This window comes from uncultured Roseovarius sp. (assembly GCF_963972555.1).
Classification (GTDB): domain Bacteria; phylum Pseudomonadota; class Alphaproteobacteria; order Rhodobacterales; family Rhodobacteraceae; genus Roseovarius; species Roseovarius mucosus.
Genome location: NZ_CAXAUM010000008.1, coordinates 73780 through 98643 on the forward strand (window position 1 = coordinate 73780; position 24864 = coordinate 98643).

The following is a 24864-nucleotide window of genomic DNA, read 5'->3' on the forward strand; positions in this document are numbered from 1 at the left end:
TAGATCGGAGGCTGCAACCATTTTGAAAGGACTGCCGTGCCATGCTGACTTGTGTGATTCGCTATCATATCGACCCGACCAAGAGAGAGGAGTTTGCACAATATGCCCGCAACTGGGGCAAGGCGATCCCGCGCTGTGGGGCGGATCTGATCGGCTATTATGCCCCGCATGAAGGCAGCAGCACGCTGGCCTATGGCATTTACAATATCCCCTCCCTCGCGGCCTACGAGGCCTATCGCGCGCGGCTGGCCGATGATCCGCTGGGGCGCGAGAATTATGCCTTCGCGCAGCGCGAGCGGTTCTTGTTGCGCGAGGACCGCGTTTTCCTGAAGCTGGTGAGCGGATGATGCCGGTGGGATTTGTCGCGGCGACGAGGGGCCGCCCAAGCGGAAGCCCGAGGCAGGACGCCGTGTCAGAGACATGCCGCCAAAGCGGACTGCCGGAGGAAGAAGCCGTGGAAGCCGTGGCGGAGCGCCGTAGGAATAGGCTAAGGCTGACAGCCAAGGCAAGCTGCCAATGCATTGAGCCAAGGGCGCCAAGGAAGGCGGCCAAGGCATCTAACCAAGGCAAGCGGCCAAGGGAAATGGCGCAGCCAAGCGGGAGGGCGTGAGATGATTGCGGTCATATTCGAGGTGATCCCCGGTGAGGGACAAAAGGAGCCATATCTGGAGATGGCGGCCAAGATGCGGCCCTTGGCCGAGGCGATCCCCGGATTTATCAGCGTCGAGCGGTTTGAGAGCCTGACCCACCCCGGCAAGCTCTTGTCTTTGTCGTTCTGGGAGGATGAGGCGGCGGTGATCCGGTGGCGGCAATTGGCGGCACATCGCGGCGCGCAGAAGGCCGGGCGCGAGGTGATGTTTGACGACTACCGGCTGCGCGTGGTCAGCGTGATCCGCGACTATGGCATGAATGAGCGCGACCAGGCGCCCGAGGACAGCCGCGCGGCGCATGGGGCGTGAGGCCGCTTGCGCGGCGGATCAAGGACAAAGGAGGACCATCGGCGACAGAGGGCGGCGGGCGTACGGGGCGCGGGACTGGCGGTGGCGACACGCGCCTGACACACTCTTCGCCAAGCTGTGATTTGAATGTGCGAGTCCATGCCGTTAGCCAGAAGGTGTTTGGAACGGGGATAGGGTCATATGGCATTGCACGAGAAAATCATTCTGTCACCGCAGGACAAGCTGGATGCGCTGGCGGTTCTGGTGCTGCGGCTGGGGCTGGCGTGGTTCATCTTCCTCTGGGCGGCGCACAAGATCATCACGCCGGGGCAATATCAGAGCCTGGCGCGCAATTTCGACGGGGTCGAGGTGAGCCTCGGCCAGGTCTATCTGGCAGGTGGCGCGCAGATTTTCCTCTGTATTCTGGTGGTGCTGGGGGTGGTGCGGTATTTTTCCTACGGTGCCTTGCTGGTCATGCATTTCTTTACCGTGACGCGGCGTTGGGAGGGGTTCTTTGATCCCTTTGCCGTGAACGATCGGGGCTTTCCGGTGAACCGCAATCAGGTGATTGACCTGGCGGTGTTGGCGGCCTTCATCGCGCTGGTGCTGCTCATTCGTCGGGATCATTTCAGCGTCGGTGGCTGGCTTGCGCGGCATGACCGGGCGCGGTGGTGGATGTAGCGATTGGCACTGGCGCGGGCGGGATGGGCTGCCTAAAAGGGGCGGGACCACATCTGAAAGGACATCCCATGAGTGAGATTACCCGTCTTCATACCGGCCCCCGCATGAGCCAAGCGGTCGTGCATAACGGCATCGTCTATCTGGCAGGCCAGGTCGGCAAGCCCGGTGACAGTGTGACCGAGCAGACCAAGACCTGTCTGGCGCAGGTCGATGCGCTGTTGGCCGAGACCGGGAGCGACAAGACGCGCATCCTGCAGACCATCGTCTGGCTGGCGGATATGAAGGATTTTGCCGAGATGAACGCGGTCTGGGGTGCCTGGGTGCCGCAGGGCCACACACCGGCGCGCGCGGCGGGTGAGGCGAAGCTCGCGACGCCGGATTATCTGGTCGAGTTCATCGTGACGGCGGCGCAGAAGTAAGGATTTGCCCGATCTTTGCGTCCTGCGATGCGCGTCCCGGGACCTCGTGTTGACTGGGCAAGAGGCCCCGGGTCAGGCCCGGGGCGTGCAATTGAAACCTGCCTTGGAGCGATCCGGGGCGGGTTTTTGTTGCGCGTGCTAGCCGCGCAGGGCGGGCAGGCCGATGCCCGTGGCCTCGAACCCGCCATCGACGGCGATGATCTGGCCGGTGACGTAGCTCGCGGCGGGAGAGCAGAGGAAGGTAATGACCGCCGCAATCTCGTCCTCGCTGCCATAGCGGTTGAGGGGGATCGCATCGTGGTAGGCGGCGACGATGTCGGGGGTATGCACGGCCATGGCGAGTTTGGTCGCCACAGGGCCGGGACAGACGCAATTGGCGCGCACGCCGAATTCGCCCAATTCCGCCGCCTGTTGCAGGGTCAGGTGTTTGACGGCGGCCTTGGAGGTGCCATAGGCCACGCGCAGGGTCGAGGCGCGCAGGCCCGAAATGGAGGCGATGTTGACGATGGCCCCGCGCGCGGCACAGAGCGCGTCGCGCAAGGCTTGGCTCATCAGGAACACGCCGTCGAGATTGGTGTCCATCACGGTGCGCCAGCGGGCGAAATCGGTTTCGGCAAGGGGGCCGAAATCGGCCACGCCGGCGTTGTTGACGAGCGCATCGACAGAGGGCGCGGTGGCGGTCACATGGGCGGCCTTTTTCGCCACCTGATCGGGCTGCGAGACATCGCAGAGCACCGGATCAACGCCCGAGAGCGGGTTTGCCGCCTCTTCCAGCGCCGCGGCATCGCGGTCGATCATCACCACGCGCCAGCCCATGGCCAGAAATTGCCGGGTGGTGGCAAGGCCGATGCCGCGCGCGGCACCGGTGACAACAGCGGTTTTCGGGGTGTCTGTCATCTTGGCTCAGTCCTGTTGCGGGGTGGCGTCGTGGCGATAGGCGGGGCGACCGATGCTGTCATAAGCGGTAAAGCCCGCGCGTTTGGCATCCTTGACCGAGTAGATGTTGCGCAGGTCGGCCATGCGGGGGGTGGCCATCTTGCGCGCCAGCCGCTTGAGATCGAGGGCGCGGAATTCGTTCCATTCGGTGAGCAGAACCAGAAGATCGGCCTTGTTGGCGCATTTGTAGGGGTCATCGTGCCAGGTGACACCGGGCAAGAGCCCCTCGCCCTCGCGCTGGCCCTGGGGGTCGGTCACGCGCACGCGCGCCCCGCCGCCGACGAGGGCCGGGATGATGGTGAGCGCGGGGGCATCGCGCATGTCGTCGGTATTGGGTTTGAAGGTGACGCCAAGGATCGCGATGGTCTTGCCGTTGAAAGAGCCGTCACAAAGATCGAGCAGCTTGTCGATCATGCGGCGTTTCATCTCTTCGTTCACGGTGATGACCTTTTCGGTGATCTGCATGGGCAGACCGTGATCCTGACCGATGCGGGCCAGCGCGCGGGTGTCCTTGGGAAAGCAGGAGCCGCCATAGCCGGGGCCCGCATGCAGGAATTTGTTGCCGATGCGGCCATCAAGGCCGATGCCATGGCTGACCTGTTTCACATCCGCGCCGGTGCGTTCGCAGAGGGCCGCGATTTCGTTGATGAAGGTGATCTTGGTCGCGAGAAAGGCGTTGGCGGCGTATTTGATCATCTCGGCGGATTCGAGATCGGTGGTGACGATGGGAAAGTCGCGCAGGTAGAGGGGGCGGTAGATTTCGGCCATGACATCGGCGGCGCGGTCGGTCTGGACGCCGACGACGACGCGGTCGGGTTTCATGAAGTCGTCTATGGCGGCGCCTTCGCGCAGGAATTCGGGGTTGGAGGCGACATCGAAATCGAGGGCCGGATTGGCCTTTTTGATCACCTTCTTGACGGCGCGGTTGGTGCCGACTGGGACGGTGGATTTGGTCACGATCACCACGTAGTCCGAGGCTGCGCGGGCGATCTCTTCGGCGGCGGCCATGACATAGGTGAGGTCGGCGTGGCCATCGCCGCGCCGAGTTGGGGTGCCCACGGCAATGAACACCGCCTCGGCCCCGTCGATGGCCTGGGCCAGATCGGTGGTGAAGCGGAGGCGACCGGCCTCGACATTCTTGGCCATGAGGGCGTCGAGACCCGGTTCGAAAATCGGGACCTCGCCGCGCAGGAGCATGGCGATCTTGTCGGGGTTCTTGTCGACGCAGGTCACGTCATGGCCGAAATCGGAAAAACATACCCCCGAGACGAGGCCCACGTAGCCCGTTCCGATCATCGCAATTTTCATGTTACATGCCCTTTGACGCAAAACCTCTGGGTTTGACTGTATTGGCGGTCGAATCGGGTGTGTCAACGCGCTGTGGTGTCCTGTAGGGGAAAACAGGTAAGCCTGTGGCGTTGGGTGGATAAGGAGAGAGACGATGGGTGCAAAGCTGTTTGGGACGGACGGGGTCCGGGGGCAGGCCAACAGCTGGCCGATGACGGCGGATGTGGCGCTGCGCCTCGGGGCTGCGGCGGGGCGGTATTTCCGCCGCGACAAGCAGGAGCATCGCGTGGTGATTGGCAAGGATACGCGGCTCTCGGGCTATATGATCGAATATGCGCTGACTGCCGGGTTCACATCCACGGGCATGAACGTGTTTTTGCTGGGGCCGGTGCCGACGCCCGCGATTGGCTATCTCACCCATAGCCTGCGCGCCGATGTCGGTGTGATGATCTCGGCCAGTCATAATCCCGCCTCGGACAACGGGATCAAGCTCTTTGGGCCGGATGGCTACAAGCTGAGCGATGAGGCGGAGGCGGGGATTGCGCGGCTGCTGGACGAGGGCACGCGGCTGGCGGCGCCCGAGAATATCGGCCGGGCCAAGCGGATTGAGGACGCGCGCGGGCGCTATGTGGAATATGCAAAAACCACCTTTCCGCATCGGCGGCGGTTGGAGGGGCTGCGGATCGTGCTAGATTGCGCCAATGGCGCTGCTTACCGCACCGCACCAGAGGTTCTGTGGGAACTTGGGGCCGAGGTGATCCCGATGGGGGTGGAGCCGGACGGGTTCAACATCAACCTCGATTGCGGATCGACCAAGCCGCAGGCGGCCGCGCGCCGGGTGCTGGAGACGCGGGCCGATCTGGGCATTTGTCTGGATGGGGATGCCGACCGGGTGGTGTTGATCGACGAACAGGGTCGGATCGCCGACGGGGATCAGTTCATGGGGCTGATTGCAACGCGCTGGGCGCGCGAGGGGCGTCTGGCGGGCAATACGCTGGTGGCGACGGTCATGTCCAACCTGGGGCTGGAGCGGCATCTGGAGGCGCAGGGGATCGCCCTCACGCGGACGGCGGTCGGGGATCGTTATGTGGTCGAGGCGATGCGTGCGGGCGGTCACAATCTGGGCGGCGAGCAATCGGGCCATATCGTGATGACCGATTATGCCACCACCGGCGACGGGTTGATCGGGGCGTTGCAGTTTCTGGCGGCGATGGTCGAGACCGGCGAGCGCGCCAGCCGTCTGGCGCAGGTGTTCGAGCCGGTGCCGCAGAAGCTGATCAATGTGCGCTTTGCCAAGGGCAAGGATCCGATGGGATCGGATGCGGTGCAATCCGCGATGGCGGCGGCGGAGAAGCTCTTGGGCGGTGACGGGCGGTTGCTGGTGCGCCCCTCGGGGACGGAGCCGATGATCCGGGTCATGGCCGAGGCGCTCAACCCGGCGGTTCTGGATCAGGTGATGGACACGGTTGTGGGCGCGGTGCGGCAGGAGAGTTGAGGGGGGGGAAGCGATGAAGCGCGCGGATTGCTGGGCCGGGGACTAGCGAAGCAACACTCGTAGCTGCCACTTTATGCCGGCCAAGTCCGTATGAACCATCAGAATTGCGTGCCCTCTCAAAATCGCTAGGCCGCGGGACGGCCCAGCGATCCGCGCGGCGGCGCGTACCGCGCCTTGTTCCGCGCGGGAGGCATTCCAAGCGGTGGATAGAATTCAAAATCTCTCTCCCCCCAAATGCAAAACGGCCCCGCCGGATCGGTGGGGCCGTTTCGTGTCTGGCGAATTGCAACCGGCAAGATGCCGGTTGCGGTCTGTTTAGCGGTCGCCCTTGAGGGCTGCGCCGAGGATGTCGCCGAGCGATGCGCCCGAGTCGGACGAGCCATACTGTTCGACGGCTTCTTTCTCTTCGGCGATCTCGCGGGCCTTGATCGACAGGCCCAGACGGCGGGTCTTGGCGTCGACATTGGTCACGCGCACGTCGAGCTTGTCGCCGACCGAGAAGCGCTCGGGGCGCTGATCGGCGCGGTCACGCGACAGATCGGAGCGGCGGATAAAGGACTTCATGCCCTCGTATTCCACTTCGATGCCGCCGTCTTCGATGGCGGTCACGGTCACGGTGATCACCGAGCCACGCTTCACGCCGCCAACGGCTTCGGAGAACTTGTCGCCGCCCAGAGCCTTGATCGAGAGCGAGATGCGCTCTTTCTCGATGTCGACTTCGGAAACGACGGCATGAACCATGTCGCCCTTCTTGTAGTTCTGGATGGCGTCTTCGCCGCGCTCGTCCCAGCTGAGGTCCGAGAGGTGGACCATGCCGTCGATCTCGCCTTCGAGACCGATGAAGAGACCGAATTCGGTGATGTTCTTGACTTCGCCTTCGACCTCGGTGCCCTCGGGATGGGTCTCTGCAAAGACTTCCCACGGGTTGCGCATGGTCTGCTTGAGACCAAGCGACACGCGGCGCTTGGCACCGTCGATTTCCAGCACCATGACTTCGACTTCCTGAGAGGTCGAAACGATCTTGCCGGGGTGGACGTTTTTCTTGGTCCAGGACATTTCCGAGACGTGAACAAGGCCTTCGACGCCCGGCTCCAGCTCAACAAATGCGCCGTAATCGGTGATGTTGGTCACGCGACCGGTGTGTACCGATTCGAGCGGGTATTTGGCGGCCACGAGATCCCACGGATCTTCTTGAAGCTGCTTCATGCCCAGCGAAATGCGGTGGGTGTCCTTGTTGATCTTGATGACCTGCACCTTGACGGTTTCGCCGATCGTCAGGATCTCGGAGGGGTGGTTGACGCGGCGCCATGCCATGTCGGTGACATGCAAGAGGCCGTCCACACCGCCCAGATCGACGAAGGCGCCGTATTCGGTGATGTTCTTGACCACACCGTCAACGGTCTGGCCTTCGGTCAGGTTGCCGATCACCTCGGCGCGCTGTTCGGCGCGCGATTCTTCGAGGATGGCGCGGCGCGACACGACGATGTTGCCACGGCGGCGGTCCATTTTCAGGATCTGGAACGGCTGCTTGAGACCCATCAGCGGGCCTGCGTCACGCACGGGGCGGACATCGACCTGAGAGCCGGGCAGGAAGGCCACGGCACCGCCCAGATCGACGGTAAAGCCACCTTTGACGCGGCCAAAGATGGCGCCATCGACGCGCTCTTCGTCGGCATAGGCCTTTTCAAGACGGTCCCATGCCTCTTCGCGGCGGGCCATCTCGCGGCTGATCACGGCTTCGCCCTTGGCGTTCTCGGCGGAACGCAGGAACACTTCGACCTCATCGCCAACAGAGATGTTGGGGGTCTCACCGGGATTTGCGAATTCTTTCAGATCAACGCGGCCTTCCATCTTGTAGCCGACGTCGATGATGGCCTGTCCCGCTTCGATTGCGATGACCTTGCCTTTGACAACAGACCCTTCCTCGGGTGTGTCCATTTCGAAGCTTTCGTTCAAGAGGGCTTCGAATTCCTCCATAGATGTATGTTGAGCCATGTGGTCTCTGGTTTCCTTTTAACGGTTTTCTGGCCGAGCGGTTGTCTCCGCCGGTCTTTCAGGGTTTCGTTGGTCGGGCGGGTCACAAAACAAAGAGGGCCGGTGGTTCCGACCCTGCTCGATCTGACTGCTTCGTGGCGGTTCCCGCCTTGTTGACGGCTCGCGTATAGCGGGGGTGGGCGCGTAAATCAAGCGCCTAAAGGGCTATATACGTGCAGCCAGGCGGATTGACCTGCGAATTGGCATCCACGCGGCGCGTAAGGCTTGCTTTCGTGCCGAGCCTTCAACTAGTCTAAAGCAGAAGGGCGAGCCTGCGGACAATCGGTGCACGCCCATCGCAAGGCGTGATCCTTTATGGAACTTGGCGGAAAGGACATCCCCGCATAATGACTCATAGCGGTTTGCAGACGGATGATTTGAGGTGTGTATTCTGTTTCGGCCCGGTCGCCAGAGCGCAAGACGGATTGTCCTGCAAGGGCTGCAACACGTTTTTCCCGAAGTTTCGAAACGCCTTCTTTATCGGGGCGTATGCTCCGGACGATGCGTTGGGTCTCATGGAGGTTGCGTCGAAAGTGACCTTCGAGATGGATATCGAGGAAACCAGGCGAAACCGACAGAAAGCAGAAACGAATCTCGAAAAAAAGTATCGCGAGCAGCGTGAATCGGCCGCTGCACCAAAACATCAGGCTGCCGCCGGGAGCAGCGACATGGCGCAATCGGTTCGGTTCAACGAGTGGGTGGCATTTCATCTATTGACCGAAAACGTCGATCTGGCCGGAAAGAAAGTGCTCGATAACGGCGCGGGGTTGGGCGGCGACACGATCAGGCTGACGAACCGGGGGGCGCATGTCACCTGTCTCGATTTCAATCCGGTGGCCGTGGATGTCGGGCGACAATTGGTGCCCGAGGCGCGATGGCTGATCGCGACATCCAACACCCTGCCGTTCGAAGATGATGCGTTCGACGTCTCGGTGGCGAATGCCGCCTTGCACCACATGCACGATTTCCGCAGGTCCTTCAGAGAGATGCTGCGGGTCACAAGACCGGGCGGAACGATACTCTTGGTTTCCGATCCGTTCATGGACAGAAAGGATGCGCCGGACCAGCGCGAAAAGGAAGAACTCAGGATTTTCGCGGAACATCCCATGGTTCTCAACGGCGTGAACGAGGGGGTCTTGCCAATCAACGAATATTACGAATGCGTGAGCCTTCTCGAAGACGCGCGCATTCTTACCTCGCGGATCAATGACCCCGCGATTGGCAACACACCGACATTCTGGAGTGTGAGCGACGCGACACGGGACAAGCTGTATCGCAGCCGTGGCAATATCAGCGCGATCGGCACTGTTCCGCATGACAAGTCCTGCGTCAGACGGCCCGCCGATGACCTGATCGACGCTCGGGCCTTCTTCGAGACCATCGGCAGCCCGATCGAGAGTGCGGGCTTCCTGGTCAGATACATGGACAATGCCAATCTCGACCGCGCACCAAAAGCCGATATCTCGAAATTCGACCTCTTGAACGGATGGATGCCCGCTGAGACGGAACCGAACATCTGGCGGGCCTATAACAGGGGCAGGTTGTTCTATTCCGCCGATGCGCTGCGCGGCATGACGTCGATAAGGATCAAGCGACATGACAACGGCGCCGATCATGCAGCTCAGGTCGCCGTGCTATTGAATGGCAAGGAGGTCAAATCCGAACCTGTCACCAATTCCAGGTGGATGCAGGTCATCCCGCAGGAGCTTGGTCAGCTACAGGACAGGAATGTTCTGGAAATCGCCATCAAGGACGACAAGTTCAACAAGGGTGCGATCTGGGGCGAGTTGAACAGAAACCGGATCCTTGAGGTCGAATTCAAATGAAGCCCGGTCGGGAACGGTCGTGATGATTGGCTGATTGGCCCTGCGGTTGCCCCTGTTCCGATCTGCCCGACATCAACGCCGCGACATATCCACGATGGCAATGGCCTTGGCGGTCGCCTCTTCGATGGTCATCTCGGAGGTGTCGAGCAGCACCGCATCCTCGGCGGGTTTGAGGGGGGCGGTGGCGCGGGCGCTGTCGCGGGCGTCGCGGTCGCGCAGGTCCTGGGCCACCTCGTCGAGCGTCACCTCATGGCCCTTGCCGGTCAGTTCCAGATGGCGGCGGCGGGCGCGCTCGGCATCGGAGGCGGTGACGAAGAGTTTGACCTCGGCCTCGGGGCAGATGACGGTGCCGATGTCGCGCCCGTCAAGCACGGCCCCGCCCGCGCGCCGGGCAAAGGCACGTTGGAAATCGAGAAGCGCCTGGCGCACCTCGGGGATGGCGGCGACGCGGCTGGCGGCCTGGCTCACATCGGGGGTGCGCAGGTCGTCGGCCTCAAGGTCTTCGGCGCGCAGGGAATGCGCGGCCTCGATCGGGTCAAGCCCGCCCAGCATGCGCCGCCCGGTGGCGCGGTAGAGCAGGCCGGTATCGAGATGGGCAAAGCCGAAATGCGCAGCCAGGGCCCGGCCGATGGTGCCTTTGCCCGCTGCTGCGGGGCCGTCGATTGCAATGGTGAATGCCATGGGCTGCCCTTTCGTGACCGGACCCTCTGCCTAGCCGATCAGGGCGCGAGGCTCAAGCATCGCTTGACCTGCGCGCGGGGCCAAGGCATCACGCTTGCATGATGATATACAAGATCTTGCGCGGGCCGGAATGGGCCCAATTGCGGGCCGCGGGCGAGAGCGTCGGCGCGCCGGTGGATGTGGCCGATGGCTATGTGCATTTCTCGACGGCCGAGCAGGCCGCCGAGACAGCGGCCAAGCATTTCGCCGGTGCCGAGGGTCTGATGCTGGTGGCGGTTGCGGTGGACCGGCTGGGGGACGCGCTGAAATGGGAGGTGTCGCGCGGTGGCGCGCTCTTTCCGCATCTCTACCGCGAGATGCGCCTGTCGGATGTGGCATGGGCGCAGCCCCTGCCGCTGGTGGACGGCGTGCATCAGTTTCCGGCAGGTCTGGAATGAGCGGGATGGAGCGTCTGGGGCTCAACCTGTTGCATCGGGTCGATCCGGAGCGGGCGCATGGTCTGGCGCTGCGGGCCTTGCAACTGGGTCTGGTGCCCACGCCGGGGCCGCATACAAGCGCGCGGCTGAGGACCAATCTGGCGGGGCTGCGCCTGCCCAACCCGGTGGGGTTGGCGGCGGGGTTTGACAAGAATGCCGAAGCGCTGGCGCCGCTTGCCCGCGCCGGGTTTGGGTTTGTCGAGGTGGGGGCGGTCACGCCGCGCCCGCAGCCCGGCAATCCGCGCCCGCGTCTGTTCCGGCTGAGCGAGGATCGGGCGGTGATCAACCGCTTTGGGTTCAACAACCTCGGCATGGAGGCGGCGGCGGCGCGGTTGGCGGCGCGGCCAAAGGATGCCGTGATCGGCCTCAACCTCGGGGCCAACAAGGACAGCGCCGACCGGGCCGAGGATTTCGCCCGCGTTCTGGCGCATTGCGGCGCGCATCTGGATTTCGCCACGGTCAATGTCAGCAGCCCCAATACCGAGAAGCTGCGCGAGTTGCAGGGGGCGGAGGCGCTGATGGGGCTCTTGAAAGGGGTCATGGAGGCGCGCGATTGGTTGCCACAGCCGATCCCCGTCTTTCTCAAGATCGCGCCGGATCTGAGTGATGGCGAGTTGAGCGAGATCGCCGATGTGGCGCGGGCCTCGGGGCTCAACGGGATCATCGCCACCAATACCACGCTGGGCCGTGAGGGGCTGGTGAGTGCCGCCAAGGGTGAGGCGGGCGGGCTGTCTGGGCAGCCCTTGTTCGAGAAATCGACGCGGGTTCTGGCGCGGCTGTCGCAATTGACGGGCGGAGAAATGCCGCTGATCGGCGTGGGCGGCATTGCCAGCGCAGAGCAGGCCTATGCCAAGATCCGCGCCGGGGCGAGCGCCGTGCAGCTCTATTCGGCGCTGGTGTATCAGGGGATGTCCTTGGTCGGCGAGATCGCGCGCGGGCTGGAGCGGCTCTTGGAGCGGGACGGTTTCGCCAATGTGGCCGAGGCGGTGGGCACCGGGCGGGAGGCATGGCTGTGATCACCTATTGGCATAATCCACGTTGTTCCAAGTCGCGCGCGGGTCTGGCGCTGTTGGAGGAGCGCGGCGTCGCGGTGACGGTGCGGCGCTATCTGGAGGATGCGCCGGATCTGGCCGAGGTGCGGCGTGTTCTGGCGCTGTTGGGCTGTGCGCCGATCGAGATGATGCGCCCCGGCGAGCCGCAGTTCAAGGCGCTGGGATTGGGGCGCGAGAGCGCGGCAGAGGATCTGCTGGCGGCGATGGCGGCGCATCCGGTCCTGATTGAGCGGCCGATTGCGATTGGGGCCGCGCGGGCGGTGATCGGGCGACCGCCCGAGGCGGTGCTGGGGGTTTTGTGACCCTTGGACGCTAGCGGCGAGCCGCGCGGCCGATGGGCCGGGGACTAGCGATGCAACGGAAATGGCTGCCACTTTATGCCAGCAAGCTGCGTGTGATCCCTCAGTGATGCGCGCCCTCTCAAAATCGCTAGGCCGCGGGACGGCCCAGCGATCCGCGCGGCACCTTCGGTGCTATTCGCGCGGGGGATTGAGGCGAGCGCGCCGCTCTCTCAACAGTTCGGAATATTGACCGCGAGACCGCCGAGCGAGGTTTCCTTGTACTTCTCCATCATGTCATGGCCGGTCTGGCGCATGGTTTCGATACAGGCGTCGAGCGGCACGAGGTGGGTGCCATCGCCGCGCAGCGCCAGAGAGGCGGCAGAGACCGCCTTGATCGCGCCCAGACCATTGCGTTCGATGCAGGGCACCTGCACCAGACCGCGCACCGGGTCGCAGGTCATGCCAAGGTGGTGTTCCAGCGCGATTTCGGCGGCGTTTTCGATCTGGGCGGGGGTGCCGCCCAAGACGGCGGCGAGGCCCGCGGCGCCCATGGCGGCGGCGCTGCCCACCTCGGCCTGACAGCCTGCCTCGGCGCCTGAGATGGAGGCGTTGTACTTCACCAGACCGCCGATGGCGGCGGCGGTGAGCAGGAATTCCTCGATCTGGTTCTCATGGGCGCCCGGCACATGCTCGAGCCAGTATTTGATCACCGCCGGCACCACGCCCGCCGCGCCATTGGTGGGGGCGGTCACGACCTGCCCGCCGGCGGCGTTCTCCTCGTTCACCGCCATGGCATAGGCGCTCATCCAGTCGTTGATCTTGTGCGGGGCGGTGAGGTTGGTGCCACGCTCGGCCACGAGCGCGTCGCGGATGCCCTTGGCGCGGCGCTTGACCTGCAGACCGCCGGGCAGGATGCCTTCGGTCGAGAGGCCGCGTTCGATGCAGTCGTTCATCACCTGCCAGATGCGCGCCACGCCGGAGCGCAGATTCTCCGGGCCACCGCGCGCGATTTCATTGGCGCGTTTCATCTGGGCGATGCTCTTGCCCGAGCGTTCGGCCATTTCCAGCATCTCGGCGGCGGATTTGAACGGGTAGGGGATCGGTGCGCCCTCATCCGTGGCCTTGCCTGCGGCCAGTTCCCCGTCGGTCAGAACAAAGCCGCCGCCGATGGAATAATAGGTCTCTTGCAAGATCACATCGCCCTGGGCGTCGGTGGCCATCAGGATCATGCCATTGGCATGGCCGGGCAGGTTGGGGCCGAAATCGAAGATCAGGTCTTCCTTGGGGTGGAATTTGAGCGCGGGCAGGCCGGGGGGCGTGACGGTGTGAGTGTCGCGAATCTCTTCCAGCACCGCCTCGGCGCGGTCGTGGTCATAGGTGTCGGGGAGGAACCCGGCGAGGCCAAGGATGGTGGCGCGATCAGTGGCATGGCCCACGCCGGTAAAGGCAAGGCTGCCATGCAGCGAGCCGCGCAATCCGGCATAGTGAAAGGGGGCGGCGCGCATCTTGTCGAGGAAGCGCGCGGCGGCGACCATTGGCCCCATGGTATGCGAAGAAGAGGGGCCGATGCCCACCTTGAACATGTCGAAGACGGATAGAAACATAAGGCGCGCTCCCTGATCGCGGGTCTTATCGCCGCTCGCCCCTTGATCTACTTGTCCGAAAGCGACGCTTCAAGGGTGGCTCCTTGCCATGTGGTCGGATCAGGTGGCGCTGCCCTCGGGCGGATCGCAATAGTCGGGTGCGGTGAAGGGGTGTGCGCCCAAGCCTTCGGCGGCGGCCACGCGGCCTGTGGCGGGGCGGGATTCGAGATGCGTCAAGAGCGCGTGCAGGCGCGGCCAGGCACTTGCGTCATAGCTGCCGCGCGTGCCCTCGGGATAGAGCGCGCGCCACCGCATGAGGCAGGCGAGGTAGTAATCCAGCACCGAGGGGGTTTCGGCCGAGAACCACGGCGCGGCGCGGGTTTCGAGAATGTCCAGACAATCGCCAAACCGCGCCTGCATCGTGCTGCGCAAGAGGTTTCGAGCGTCGCGGTCGGGCCCCACGTATTTTTCGGCATAAAAGCTCATGCGCAGGGCGGTATGGGCGGTATTCGCGAGATAGAACAGCCATTTGAGGAAATCGCCGCGCGCGGCCGCACCCGGGGCAGGCGCCAGCCGCCCGTGCCGGTCGGCAAGCCAAAGGAGGATCGCGCCGGTTTCGAAAATGGCCCCCTCGGGGGTTTCCAGCGTGGGGATCAGCCCGCCGGGGTTGAGCGCAAGATAGGCGGGCGCGGCATGCGCCTGTTTCGCGCGCTCCAGCAGCGCCGTTTCATAGGGCAGGCCCAATTCCTCGAGCGTGAGGCGGACGATCACCGAGGCGTTGTCAGGGGCGTAATGCAGGCGGTAGGGCGTGGTCATCGGGCAGCCTCGGGTGCAGGGATTTCGAGCATTTGAAAAAGGATGACAGGCGGGGTCAGTCCTTGGGGCCGACATTCTCGGCGAAGGATTTGGTGAACGCCGCCTGTTGCTCGGCGCTGGCCTCGGTCTGGTTCTGCGATTTCCAGTCGTCATAGGGCATGCCATAGAAAATCTCGCGCGCGTCGTCCTTGGACATTTCGATGTCACGGGCGTTGGCGGCCTCTTGATACCAGCGGCTGAGACAGTTGCGGCAGAAGCCCGCGAGGTTCATCATGTCGATGTTCTGCACATCGGCGCGTTTTTCCATCAGATGCGCGCGCAGGGCGCGAAAGGCGGCGGCCTCGAGTTCGGTTCTGGTCTGGTCGTCCATGGTCACACTCCTTTTGGGGATGGGTCAGAGGCCGGTTTGGGCCGCGACCTCTTGCAGGATGGGGGCGAGGCGGAGCGCCCAGGCCGTCTGTTGCGCGGGCGTCTCGATCAGGTCGTTGCGCAATTCGATCAGCACATTGGGCCGCTCATAGGCGATGGCATGGCGCGCGATGGCATCGCCGGGTAGGTGGCCGCTGTAAGGCTCGTTATCGCCGACGCACAGGTCGGGCTCTTGGGCGAGGCGGGCCAGAAGCGGCTTGGCCAGCCGTTCATCGGCGGCATAGAGAAGCCCGATATGCCAGGGCCGGGGCGGGCGGCAACGCAATTGCGGGGTGAAGCTGTGGACCGAGACAATGACCGTATCGGCGCGGCGCGCGGCCAAGTCCGCCAAGGCGGTGTGATATGGGCGGTAAAGCCGGTTGAGGCGGCGCTCGATGTCGTCAGGGGTGGCGTGGCGATTGCCGGGAATGATGGTGCCGTCATAGAGGCGCATCACCAGGGTCGGATCATCCTCTCCCCGGTTCGGGTCGATCACGAGGCGCGAGAAGTTGCTGAGGATGGCCGGGCCGTTCAAGGCTTCGGCCAGCGCGCGGGTGACACCGGCGGCGCCCACGTCATAGGCGATGTGGCGGGCCATATCCTCTGGCGCCACGCCAAGACAGCCGCCGTTGACGAAATCCGGCACGCGGTTGCTGGCGTGATCGCAGGTCACGAGCCAGCGTTCGGGGCGATTCTGCCCGTCGATCTGAAATGGGTGATACATCATTGGCTTGGTTTTTCCTGTCATCGTCCTTTAGAACAGTTGCGGGACAATGTGAATTGCGCGATAAGGCGCGAAAGGGTGATGTTAGCGTTAACATAACCTGTGATGTCAAGGATGAAGGACGCATGAGATGAGACGCAACCGCAATGTCAAGATCGTGGCCACACTGGGTCCGGCCTCGTCTGATTATGATACGATCCGCGCACTGCACGAGGCGGGGGCGGATGTGTTTCGTCTCAACATGAGCCATGGCACGCAGGCCGATATTGCCGAGCGGCATCGGATCATCCGGCAGGTCGAAGAGGACCTGGATAGCCCGATTGCCATCCTGGGCGATCTGCAGGGGCCGAAACTGCGCGTGGGTGTCTTTGCCAATGGCGAGGAGGAGTTGGTCGCCGGGGCGGCGTTCCGGCTTGACCTCGACGAGGCCGAGGGGGACGCCAGCCGCGTTTGCCTGCCGCATCCCGAGATTTTCGCGGCGTTGGAGCCGGGCGCCAACCTGCTGGTCAATGATGGCAAGATCCGTCTGCGTGTGACCGCCTGTGGGCCGGAGTATGCCGATTGCGAGGTGATCGCGGGCGGCACCATTTCGAATCGCAAGGGGGTGAACGTGCCCGATGTGGTGCTGCCGCTGGCGGCGCTGTCGGAAAAGGACCTGTCGGATCTCGAATTCATCTGCGAGCTTGGGGTGGATTGGCTGGCGCTGAGTTTCGTACAGCGGCCAGAAGATGTGACCGAGGCGCGGGCCTTGGTAAAGGGCCGGGCTGCGATCATGTCCAAGATCGAAAAACCGGCGGGCGTGAAGCGGTTTGACGAGATTCTGGCGGTCAGCGACGGGATCATGGTGGCGCGCGGCGATCTGGGGGTGGAATTGCCGGTGCAGAATGTGCCGCCCATTCAGAAACGCCTGATCCGGCGGTGTCGCGCGGCGGCCAAGCCGGTGATCGTGGCGACGCAGATGCTCGAATCCATGATCGAAAGCCCGATGCCCACCCGCGCCGAGGTGTCGGACGTGGCCACCGCGATCTATGAGGGATCGGATGCGATCATGCTCTCGGCGGAATCGGCGGCGGGGCAATACCCCGTTGAGGCGGTGCGCACGATGGACAATGTGGCGATCGAGGTCGAGAGCGATCCGACCTATCGCGAGGTGATCGAGGCCAGTCGCCGTGTCAACCGGCAGACCGTGGCCGATGGCATCGTCGCCGCCGCGCGCGAGATTGCAGAAACCGCTGATATCAAGGTGATCTGCTGCTACACGGAATCGGGCACGACCGCGCTCTTGACCGCGCGCGAGCGGCCGCGTGTGCCGATTCTGGCGCTGACCAGTCTGCTTGGCACCGCGCGGCGACTGGCGCTGACCTGGGGTGTCACCTGTGTCATGACCGGGGAATTGACGCGCTTCAAGATGGCGGTGATCAATGCCGCGCGGGCGGCGCGGGCGCATGGATACGCGACCGAAGCCGATCAGATCGTGGTCACGGCGGGCGTGCCCTTCAACGTGCCGGGAACGACCAATATCCTGCGCGTGGCCCCCTGTCAGGAAAGTTTGATTTACGCCACCGATCCGGGTTAAACTGTCTCAGTTTAATTCAAGGTATTTCCCGGAGGTATGTGATGGACCCTGATCTGGCGATGGCCATCGGCATGGTGCTGGGGGTTTTCTCCATACCTTCGATCATATCGGCCCTGTCCGAGGGGCACCCGCCGCGCGTGGCGACCTTTGTCTTGATGGCCTCGGGCGGTTTGGTCGTCTGGGCGATCAGCAACAAGCCGGGTGGCTACAGTTTCGGTGATTTGCCCGAGGTGCTGGTGCGGGTCATCGCGCGCTATGTGAGCTGAGGCGCGCATAATCCGTGCTCAAACCCTCTTGAACAATGGCCGCGCGCCGCGTATACGGCGCGCTCACCCCGCAGGACCGGCCAGATGTGGCATGCCGAGTCGTGCGGTTCTACCGACCGAATAGAGGAGCCGGAAATGCCCAAGATGAAGACCAAGTCGAGCTGCAAGAAGCGGTTCAAAGTGACGGCCTCTGGCCGCGTGGTGGCCGCACAGGCCGGCAAGCGCCATGGCATGATCAAGCGTACCAACAAATTCATCCGCAACGCCCGTGGCACGACCACGCTGTCGAAGCCTGATGAAGGGATCATCAAGCCGATGATGCCCTACGCGCGCTAAGGAGGATTTAGGATATGTCACGCGTCAAAGGTGGGGTTGTCACCCACGCCCGTCACAAGAAAGTCATCAAGGCCGCCAAAGGTTACTATGGCCGCCGCAAGAACACCTTCAAGGTGGCCGCGCAGGCCGTCGACAAGGCCAACCAATACGCGACCCGCGACCGCAAGAACCGCAAGCGCAATTTCCGCGCTCTGTGGATCCAGCGGATCAACGCGGCTGTGCGCGCCCATGATGAATCGCTGACCTACTCGCGCTTCATCAACGGTCTGGCGCTGGCCGGGGTCGAAGTGGACCGCAAGGTTCTGGCCGATCTGGCCGTGCACGAGCCCGCAGCCTTTGCTGCCATCGTGGACCAGGCCAAGGGTGCGCTGGCCGCCTGAGCCGGGTCGCATCGCGATTGAAACCGCCGTCCGGTTGGGTCCGGGCGGCGGTTTTTTCATGGCCGCAGGATGCTGGAAAAGAGCAGGAGGCCGTGATCGCCCAGGTCGCGCTCGATCCGCGCCCAGAGACTGCCAAAGGCGATGGGATCGGTGCCGGTGGTCTGCGCGATCTGGCTCAGGCTGCGCCGCCCGTCGATGGCCGCCAAGAGGGGCGCCGCCTCTTTGGGGAGGGAGAGCCGCGCCTCGATCCCGTTGAAACGCAGTTTGGGCGTCTGGCCCTGGGCGATGGCGCGGGCAAGGTCGGGCGCGCGCAGGCCCTTGAGATGGGGGATCAGCGCGCGGTCGCGCCCGGTGGCGGGCGGGCGGGCCTCGGTGGCGCGGGTGGCATAGCCCACATGCGTCTTGATCGTGCCGCGCAGTTTCTCGGCCAGGGCCATGCGCGCGGTGGCGCTCAGGTGGTCCGGCACGGTGGTGATGCGGCTCAGGTCATAGAGCACCGGCAGGGCAAAGCCCGAGAGCGCCCAGCCGGTATCGTCCAGCATCCCGACAAGGGCTGTTACGTCAAAGGCGCGGTCTTGGGAATGCAGGAGCAGATCGTAAAAGCCTGCATCGCTGTCCTTGTGATCGCCGAGATTGGGGTTGCACTTGAACGGATGCCCCTCGGGCAGGTTGGCCACCACCTCTTTGGCGGCCTTGAGACGCGCCTCGGGGGGCAGGCCCGCGTAGAGCGCGCCAAACGCCTCTTGCAGCGGATAGACGCCCGCGCGCCCATAGGGGGCATAGACCATGAAGCCCATGCCGCCACCGGGTGCCAGCGCCGCCAGAAGTGCCGCAAACCCCGTCGCCGGGTCGGGCAGGTGATGCAGCACGCCGCAGCAGTCGATATAGTCGAATTGCCCATGGCTGGCCGCGTCTAGCAGGCTGCCGGTGACAAAGCGGATATTGCGCAGGCCGCGCAGGCGGGCGCGTTCTTCGGCGATGGCGCGGGATGCGGATGAGAGGTCGATATAGGTGATCTCGGCGGCGCGGCTCGTATCCTTCATCTGTTGCGCCAGTTGGATCAGCCCGTCGCCGGTGCCGCCGCCCGCGATGAGCGCGCGCAGCGGTTTGGTCCAGTCGCGCCGCCCCTGAAAGAGGAAATGGTCAATTTCCAGCACATGCGACGGCGAGCCGGTGATCAGGCGCTTGGCCTCATCCGCCGGATCGCGCGCGGGATAAGGAAAGGCCTCGTATTGCGCCTTGACCTCACTCATGGGCGCGGCCCTCGTTCTTCTTGGCAAAAATACTCAATTGCGCGCCTGCCTCACTCGAAGAGCTTGCGCAACTGGCGCGCGGCCTTGTCCTCGATCTTTTCACGCAGGGCATCCTCAAGCTTCTGGCCCTCTTGCGGGGCGACGTTGAGGCGCTGTTGCAGTTCGCGTTCCAGCCTGTCCTTGGCCTCTTGCTCCAGCTTGTCGCGCTCGGCCTTGAGGTTCATGCGGACGGCCTTTTCCAGATCGGGTTTGATCCTTGGGTTGGCCCATGGTCCCTCGATGCGCACCGGGATGGCGAGGCCGCGGGTGTTCTCGCCCTCGAGCAGCACGGGGGTAAAGAGATAGTCGATGTCGCGCGCGCCAAGCCCGATACGCCCTTGGCCCGAGGCGCGGGCGAGCGGAAGGGTCATGGCGAGGTCCTGGTTGATGAGATTGCCGCCATTCATCGTAAAGCTGGCGGTCATCGCGTCAAAGATTGTGGTGCCGCCCGTCACATCGCCCGCGCGCATCAGCCGGTCGAGATCAAAGCCAGAAATCACCCCGCGCCCGGTGCGCAAGGCCCCCTTACCCGAGAGCGAGCGCATGATCGCATCCACCGAATTGCCCACGCCCAGAAACTCCACCTCGCCGCTTCCGAGCGCGGCAAAGCGGGTGATGCCCGCAGCATCGGTCAGGAACCGTTCGAGGTTGATGTCGCTTACCTTGAGGGTGCCCCCGACCGAGAGACCAGAGCGGTTGTTGGCGACGAATTGCCCGGTGATCAGCCCGTCATAGGCGCGCAATTCGCGCAGCTCGAACACGGCGCGGGCGCGGTCGAGCGTCATCAGGCTGCGGGTCTTGCCCAGTTTCAGATCGCCCAGATTGATGCTGTCGGCGATGAGCGCGACTTCGCCATTGGCAAGGGCAAGGGCGCTGGCGTCGATCGCGCTCTTGGACCAGCCGCTGTCGGCGCTGCCTGAGCCGGTACTGTCGGCCCCGGCGAAATGCGAAAGATCGAGCGCGCCGGCGTTGAGCTGGGCGTTGATGCGCGGCACGTCACCACCAAGCGCAATATCGGCGGCCCCGGCAAGGGCATTGCCGCCCAGATTGAGCGTCAGATTGCGCAGCGAGAGGTCAAGTGCCTCGGTGAGCGTGAGGTCGGTGCCGCCTGTGACGCTGGCCCCAAAACCACGGGGCAATTCCAGCCGGTCAAGGCCAAGTGCCGCCAAAAAGGCATCGGTATCGCCAAGGTCGATGTCGAGCCGCCCCTGGAGTTGCGGCTGCACCCCGCCGCGTCCGGCGAAGGCGACGCTGCCCCCCGGACCAGATAGCCGCGCCGAGAGGCCGGTGACGGCTCCGTCGATGAACTGACCCACCTGATCGAGTTGGCCTGCGAGGGTCATGGGCGCGCTTCCTTGGCGCAGCACGGCTTCAAAGGTGGCGGTGCCGTCGTAATCGGGCCAGCGCAGGTCGAAATCCATGTCTGAGAACGCCTGCACATCGCCGGTGGCGTGATCGGTATAGCTGAGGCTCGCCCCGGTGATGAGCGCGCGGTCAAGGGTGAGCGCGAGGCGGTTCGAAGTTGCAAGGGTGCCGTCCGATTGCCCCGAAGGGGCCACGCCCTCGACCCCCAGTTCCCAATTGACCCGGCCGTCGCGGGCGCGTTCCAGCCGGATCGCGGGATTGACCGCCTCCAGCCCCGTGATGCGGATGTCGCCACCAAAGAGCGCCTGCGGTTCCACCCCGATCTTGAGACTGTCGGCGCGCAGCATCGGGCCTGCGTCGGACCAATCGGCATTGGCAATCTCGACCGCGCCGGTGGACACGCCGAGGATGGGATAGAGGCTGATCTTGGTGTCGCCGGACATGATGACCTGACGCCCGGTTGCCTTGGTGATCTGATCGGCGGCGATGCGCGCGATCCGCTCGCCCGGCAGGAAAAAGAGCGCGCCAAGCACGATGGCCGCCATGACCACGACCAGCCCCAAGGCCCGGAATATCCACCGCATGGCATCGCCCCCTTTGCCTGCCTGATCTGGCCACAGTCTAGGCGTGTGGCATGGGGCGGGGCAACCGCTTTTGGGCTAGGCGGGCGGACGGTGGCAGAGTATATCGCGCCCATGTCCCAGAACCCGCCCAACCTCCGCCCCGATCTCGCGCCGCGTGCGCGTCTGACTGATACGCCCCGTGCGGGCCAGCCGACCATCGGCATGGTCAGCCTTGGCTGTCCCAAGGCGCTGGTGGACAGCGAGCGGATTCTGACGCGGCTCCGGGCCGAGGGCTATGGCATTTCGCCCGACTACACCGGCGCGGATGCGGTGATCGTCAACACCTGCGGGTTTCTCGACAGCGCCAAGGCCGAGAGCCTCGAGGCGATTGGCGAGGCCTTGGCCGAGAATGGCAGGGTGATTGTAACGGGCTGTCTGGGGGCAGAGCCCGAGTATATCACCGGGGTGCATCCCCGCGTTCTGGCCGTGACCGGGCCGCATCAATACGAGCAGGTGCTGGATGCCGTGCATCTGGCGGTGCCGCCCAGCCCCGATCCCTTCATTGATCTCTTGCCTGCTTCGGGTGTGCGCCTGACGCCGCGCCATTACAGCTATCTCAAGATTTCCGAGGGCTGCAATCACAAGTGCAAATTCTGCATCATCCCCGATATGCGCGGCAAACTGCAGAGCCGCCCGGCCCATGCGGTGATCCGCGAGGCGGAAAAGCTGGTGGAGAGCGGCGTCAAGGAATTGTTGGTGATCTCTCAGGATACCTCGGCCTATGGCGTCGATATCCGCCATGCCGAAGAGCGGGGGCACCGGGCGCATATCACCGATCTGGCGCGCGATCTTGGGTCTCTGGGGGCTTGGGTCCGGTTGCATTATGTCTATCCCTACCCGCATGTGCGCGACCTCATTCCGCTGATGGCGGAGGGGCTGGTGCTGCCATACTTGGATATTCCGTTCCAGCATGCGCATCCCGAGGTGCTGCGGCGCATGGCGCGGCCTGCGGCGGCGGCCAAGACATTGGACGAGATCGCGGCATGGCGGCGGGATTGCCCCGAAATTGCCCTGCGCTCGACCTTTATCGTGGGCTATCCGGGCGAGGCCGAGGCAGAGTTTCAGACGCTTCTGGACTGGCTGGATGAGGCGCAGTTGGACCGGGTGGGGTGTTTTCAATACGAGAATGTCGCAGGTGCCCGGTCAAATGCCTTGGCCGATCATGTGGCCCCAGAGGTCAAGCAAGAGCGCTGGGATCGGTTCATGGAAAAGGCGCAGGCGATTTCCGAGGCCAAGCTGGCGGCCAAGGTGGGGCAGCGGATGGAGGTGATCGTGGACGAGATCGACGCCGACGGTATCGCCACCTGCCGCACCAAGGCCGACGCGCCCGAGATCGACGGGAACCTGTTTATTGATGAGGGCACCGAGGGGATCGCCGTGGGCGATATCGTTTCGGTCGTGGTCGACGAGGCGGGGGAGTATGATTTGTGGGGGAGGTTGGGGGATGGATGACGCCAATGAACGATACTTCCCTCAGCATAAACTTAAGCCTGACATCGGGCTTGCGGAGTATAATTTTGCTGTCCAAAAACTTTCATCGGTAGATCAATCCGTAACCTGGACTACTAACGTCATTACCATAATCGCAACCCTTCTGGGATTTGCAGCTTTCAGGCTAAGCGAGTGGGAAACTAGTGTAACCAATGCTGGTTTTACGATCTCTCAAACAAAGTCTTTTGTTCTTGTATTGATATTGATCTTTTCATTATTTTCAATCGTCCACATCTCTAATTTGTTGAAATCAAATGTTTTTTCAGAGAGAAAGATAATTGTTCTTCGCCGCATGCTTGGTGTGAGTTACGGGGAAACACGCTTGTCCTTCCAAATTGGCGAATAGAAGGTGCCGACAATCCCTTTTCCATCCATCTGTGGCCCGGATTCATATCTTACAGGGCGTTTCCGGTGTGGTTCATTTGTCTGGCCTCAGCAGTAAGTATTGTCTTGCTTGGTCCAGCAGCAATGACAATCGTCACCATCAACAACCAAGAACTAGTTTTAACAAAAAACCAACTACTACTGGTGACTTTGTCATGGGTGTTTATTTGCCTATATCTGTTCAGGTTCCACCTCAGAGAGGCCAATGAGAACAGGAAGCTCTGGATTGTTTTTGGCGCCGCGAGGCTGCTGAGGGTTCCTTTGGTTTCAAATTTTGAGCAAACTATCTATCAAATCAGACTTTCTAGAGCAGAATTGAAACGCCTGAATACAGATTTAAAGCACAGCAAAACGCTTGCGGTTTTTATAGAAGATCAAGCTTTCTATCAACACAATGGTATAAATTGGAGAGGCGTCTCACGAGCAGCGTGGCAGCTAGTGACAAAAAATCGCCGGAGTGGCGGTAGCTCGATCACTCAGCAATTATGTCGCTCTAACTTCATTCCGCGCCTGCAACCGACAGTAGGGCGTAAAATTGTAGAGATGTTGCTAGCCCGATGGATCGAGTCGGTGTGGACAAAAGAGGAAATAATCGAATCTTACTTATCAAGTGTCCGCTTCGAAAATCAGGTTTACGGAATCCAAGCGGCCTACCGACATTTCTTTAATGATGGTCCAACTGAAGTGAAGGTTTGGGAAGCCTTTGTTATGATTGAACGGCTTGCGAACATAAGGGGTGAATTTTTGGGAAAGCGCGTTCAGGAGCTTCTCGAAAATGCGATGAAAAGGGATGTTTTGACAACTGATGACTCTGAGGCGGCTCTGCAATATTACAGGGCGTCAATTGGCCATCATTTCAGAATAAAACCTAACGATTTCGGGCCTGATGAAGTCATGCAAAACATTAAGTCTCGTCGCTCTGCACCCATTTGATCCCGTTTTGCAAGGCGTTCATCCGCGCGGTCGAGGGCTTGCACGGATTTTTTGCTGGCATAAAGGGGAAGCCATGGGCGTTGCTTCGCCAGACCGCGGCCCGTCGAGCGCGCGCCCCTATCCCTCCCTCCCGCGACATTCTGCGCCTCTTCCCCTCTGTCCCTCTCACACTACCTCCATTGCGCAGGAGGCCCGAGATGACCCACGAAATCCAAGTGCTCTACAATGCCCGCTGTCCGGTCTGCCGGGCGGAGGTCGCGCATTATGCGGGCTATGTGGATGCGAACGGCCTGCCGGTCATCTTTCAGGATCTCAACGCCGGTGGTCTTGAACACTGGGGGATCAGCGCCGATCAGGCCACGCGGCGGCTGCATGTGCGGCAGGATGGGCGCGTGCTCTCGGGTGTCGATGCCTTTGCGGCACTCTGGGCCGCGTTGCCGCGCTATCGTTGGGCGGCGCGGATCGTGGCCTTGCCGGGGCTGCGGCAGGTGGCATCGCTGATGTACGAGCGGGTGCTGGCGCCGCGTCTTTACGCGAGGCATCTGGCGAGAGAAGCCAAGCGCGCCGCATCCTGAGGGCTT

Annotated in this window: 27 protein-coding genes; 17 read left to right on the forward strand and 10 right to left on the reverse strand. The window is 62.9% G+C overall.

What is annotated here, in order from left to right; all coding sequences use genetic code 11:
* Positions 1-41: 41 nt before the first annotated feature.
* The 4 genes from AACZ65_RS09885 (at position 42) to AACZ65_RS09900 (ending at position 2038) form a co-directional block, all read left to right on the forward strand.
* Complete coding sequence (locus tag AACZ65_RS09885) at positions 42-347, forward strand: NIPSNAP family protein (protein WP_297541553.1); 306 nt, start codon at positions 42-44, stop codon at positions 345-347.
* Between the two features lie 264 nt (positions 348-611).
* Positions 612-959 (forward strand): antibiotic biosynthesis monooxygenase, encoded by a 348-nt coding sequence (locus AACZ65_RS09890; RefSeq protein ID WP_339670400.1) that lies wholly within the window; start codon positions 612-614, stop codon positions 957-959.
* Between the two features lie 180 nt (positions 960-1139).
* On the forward strand, positions 1140-1619 hold the full coding sequence (locus tag AACZ65_RS09895; protein WP_297541549.1) for a hypothetical protein: 480 nt from the start codon (positions 1140-1142) through the stop codon (positions 1617-1619).
* Between the two features lie 68 nt (positions 1620-1687).
* Positions 1688-2038, forward strand: a complete 351-nt coding sequence (locus AACZ65_RS09900; protein WP_339670402.1) for a RidA family protein — start codon at positions 1688-1690, stop codon at positions 2036-2038.
* A 138-nt stretch (positions 2039-2176) separates the two neighbouring features.
* Here AACZ65_RS09900 and AACZ65_RS09905 read toward each other — a convergent pair whose 3' ends face one another.
* The gene (locus AACZ65_RS09905; RefSeq protein WP_339670404.1) at positions 2177-2935 is read right to left on the reverse strand and encodes an SDR family oxidoreductase; all 759 of its coding nucleotides are present in this window, start codon (positions 2933-2935) and stop codon (positions 2177-2179) included.
* A 6-nt stretch (positions 2936-2941) separates the two neighbouring features.
* On the reverse strand, positions 2942-4282 hold the full coding sequence (locus AACZ65_RS09910) for a UDP-glucose/GDP-mannose dehydrogenase family protein (protein ID WP_339670406.1): 1341 nt from the start codon (positions 4280-4282) through the stop codon (positions 2942-2944).
* Positions 4283-4415: 133 nt separating this feature from the next.
* Here AACZ65_RS09910 and glmM point away from each other — a divergent pair, with 133 nt between their 5' ends.
* Positions 4416-5756: a phosphoglucosamine mutase gene (gene glmM, locus AACZ65_RS09915; protein ID WP_339670408.1), complete on the forward strand. Its 1341-nt coding sequence runs from the start codon at positions 4416-4418 to the stop codon at positions 5754-5756.
* Between the two features lie 315 nt (positions 5757-6071).
* Here glmM and rpsA read toward each other — a convergent pair whose 3' ends face one another.
* On the reverse strand, positions 6072-7751 hold the full coding sequence (rpsA, locus tag AACZ65_RS09920) for a 30S ribosomal protein S1 (RefSeq protein WP_075571710.1): 1680 nt from the start codon (positions 7749-7751) through the stop codon (positions 6072-6074).
* Between the two features lie 401 nt (positions 7752-8152).
* On the opposite strand from rpsA, the gene AACZ65_RS09925 reads away from it, so the two are divergent.
* Positions 8153-9616 (forward strand): class I SAM-dependent methyltransferase, encoded by a 1464-nt coding sequence (locus tag AACZ65_RS09925; protein ID WP_339670410.1) that lies wholly within the window; start codon positions 8153-8155, stop codon positions 9614-9616.
* Between the two features lie 72 nt (positions 9617-9688).
* Here AACZ65_RS09925 and AACZ65_RS09930 read toward each other — a convergent pair whose 3' ends face one another.
* Entirely contained in the window at positions 9689-10297 is a 609-nt protein-coding gene (locus AACZ65_RS09930) for a d(CMP) kinase (RefSeq protein ID WP_339670412.1), read from the reverse strand.
* A 98-nt stretch (positions 10298-10395) separates the two neighbouring features.
* On the opposite strand from AACZ65_RS09930, the gene AACZ65_RS09935 reads away from it, so the two are divergent.
* The 3 genes from AACZ65_RS09935 to arsC are packed head-to-tail and all read left to right on the forward strand — an operon-like array spanning position 10396 to position 12127.
* A complete protein-coding gene (locus tag AACZ65_RS09935) occupies positions 10396-10734 on the forward strand; it encodes a DUF952 domain-containing protein (RefSeq protein WP_339670414.1) in 339 nt (112 codons plus the stop codon).
* Positions 10731-11789 (forward strand): quinone-dependent dihydroorotate dehydrogenase, encoded by a 1059-nt coding sequence (locus AACZ65_RS09940; RefSeq protein ID WP_339670416.1) that lies wholly within the window; start codon positions 10731-10733, stop codon positions 11787-11789. The genes AACZ65_RS09935 and AACZ65_RS09940 overlap by 4 nt, the downstream gene beginning before the upstream one ends.
* The gene (arsC, locus tag AACZ65_RS09945; protein ID WP_339670417.1) at positions 11780-12127 is read left to right on the forward strand and encodes an arsenate reductase (glutaredoxin); all 348 of its coding nucleotides are present in this window, start codon (positions 11780-11782) and stop codon (positions 12125-12127) included. Before AACZ65_RS09940 ends, arsC begins: the two co-directional genes overlap by 10 nt.
* 209 nt (positions 12128-12336) lie before the next feature.
* On the opposite strand, the gene AACZ65_RS09950 is transcribed toward arsC, so the two are convergent.
* The 4 genes from AACZ65_RS09950 to AACZ65_RS09965 all read right to left on the reverse strand — a co-directional run bounded on the left by AACZ65_RS09950 (position 12337) and on the right by AACZ65_RS09965 (position 15640).
* Complete coding sequence (locus AACZ65_RS09950) at positions 12337-13710, reverse strand: L-serine ammonia-lyase (RefSeq protein ID WP_339670419.1); 1374 nt, start codon at positions 13708-13710, stop codon at positions 12337-12339.
* Positions 13711-13809: 99 nt separating this feature from the next.
* On the reverse strand, positions 13810-14505 hold the full coding sequence (locus AACZ65_RS09955; RefSeq protein WP_339670421.1) for a glutathione S-transferase family protein: 696 nt from the start codon (positions 14503-14505) through the stop codon (positions 13810-13812).
* A 55-nt stretch (positions 14506-14560) separates the two neighbouring features.
* The gene (locus AACZ65_RS09960) at positions 14561-14875 is read right to left on the reverse strand and encodes a DUF1244 domain-containing protein (RefSeq protein WP_339670423.1); all 315 of its coding nucleotides are present in this window, start codon (positions 14873-14875) and stop codon (positions 14561-14563) included.
* 24 nt (positions 14876-14899) lie between these two features.
* A complete protein-coding gene (locus AACZ65_RS09965; RefSeq protein WP_339670550.1) occupies positions 14900-15640 on the reverse strand; it encodes an N-formylglutamate amidohydrolase in 741 nt (246 codons plus the stop codon).
* A gap of 127 nt (positions 15641-15767) precedes the next feature.
* On the opposite strand from AACZ65_RS09965, the gene pyk reads away from it, so the two are divergent.
* From pyk to rplT, 4 genes are all read left to right on the forward strand, one after another.
* Positions 15768-17213 (forward strand): pyruvate kinase, encoded by a 1446-nt coding sequence (gene pyk, locus AACZ65_RS09970; RefSeq protein ID WP_339670425.1) that lies wholly within the window; start codon positions 15768-15770, stop codon positions 17211-17213.
* 41 nt (positions 17214-17254) lie between these two features.
* Positions 17255-17479, forward strand: a complete 225-nt coding sequence (locus AACZ65_RS09975; RefSeq protein ID WP_339670427.1) for a hypothetical protein — start codon at positions 17255-17257, stop codon at positions 17477-17479.
* Positions 17480-17614: 135 nt separating this feature from the next.
* Positions 17615-17815: a 50S ribosomal protein L35 gene (gene rpmI / locus AACZ65_RS09980; RefSeq protein ID WP_037270116.1), complete on the forward strand. Its 201-nt coding sequence runs from the start codon at positions 17615-17617 to the stop codon at positions 17813-17815.
* A 14-nt stretch (positions 17816-17829) separates the two neighbouring features.
* On the forward strand, positions 17830-18195 hold the full coding sequence (gene rplT / locus AACZ65_RS09985; RefSeq protein WP_296631939.1) for a 50S ribosomal protein L20: 366 nt from the start codon (positions 17830-17832) through the stop codon (positions 18193-18195).
* Positions 18196-18251: 56 nt separating this feature from the next.
* On the opposite strand, the gene AACZ65_RS09990 is transcribed toward rplT, so the two are convergent.
* Both AACZ65_RS09990 and AACZ65_RS09995 read right to left on the reverse strand, forming a co-directional pair.
* Complete coding sequence (locus tag AACZ65_RS09990; protein WP_339670433.1) at positions 18252-19448, reverse strand: class I SAM-dependent methyltransferase; 1197 nt, start codon at positions 19446-19448, stop codon at positions 18252-18254.
* Positions 19449-19498: 50 nt separating this feature from the next.
* Complete coding sequence (locus AACZ65_RS09995; protein ID WP_339670435.1) at positions 19499-21436, reverse strand: AsmA family protein; 1938 nt, start codon at positions 21434-21436, stop codon at positions 19499-19501.
* A gap of 111 nt (positions 21437-21547) precedes the next feature.
* Here AACZ65_RS09995 and rimO point away from each other — a divergent pair, with 111 nt between their 5' ends.
* The 4 genes from rimO (at position 21548) to AACZ65_RS10015 (ending at position 24858) form a co-directional block, all read left to right on the forward strand.
* Positions 21548-22927 carry a 30S ribosomal protein S12 methylthiotransferase RimO gene (gene rimO, locus AACZ65_RS10000; RefSeq protein WP_339670437.1) on the forward strand — a complete coding sequence of 460 codons (1380 nt, stop codon included), beginning with the start codon at positions 21548-21550 and terminating at the stop codon, positions 22925-22927.
* Positions 22920-23312 carry a hypothetical protein gene (locus AACZ65_RS10005; protein WP_339670439.1) on the forward strand — a complete coding sequence of 131 codons (393 nt, stop codon included), beginning with the start codon at positions 22920-22922 and terminating at the stop codon, positions 23310-23312. The genes rimO and AACZ65_RS10005 overlap by 8 nt, the downstream gene beginning before the upstream one ends.
* Positions 23313-23434: 122 nt before the next feature.
* Complete coding sequence (locus tag AACZ65_RS10010; RefSeq protein WP_339670441.1) at positions 23435-24283, forward strand: biosynthetic peptidoglycan transglycosylase; 849 nt, start codon at positions 23435-23437, stop codon at positions 24281-24283.
* Between the two features lie 197 nt (positions 24284-24480).
* A complete protein-coding gene (locus AACZ65_RS10015) occupies positions 24481-24858 on the forward strand; it encodes a DUF393 domain-containing protein (RefSeq protein WP_339670442.1) in 378 nt (125 codons plus the stop codon).
* The last annotated feature ends 6 nt before the right edge of the window (positions 24859-24864 follow it).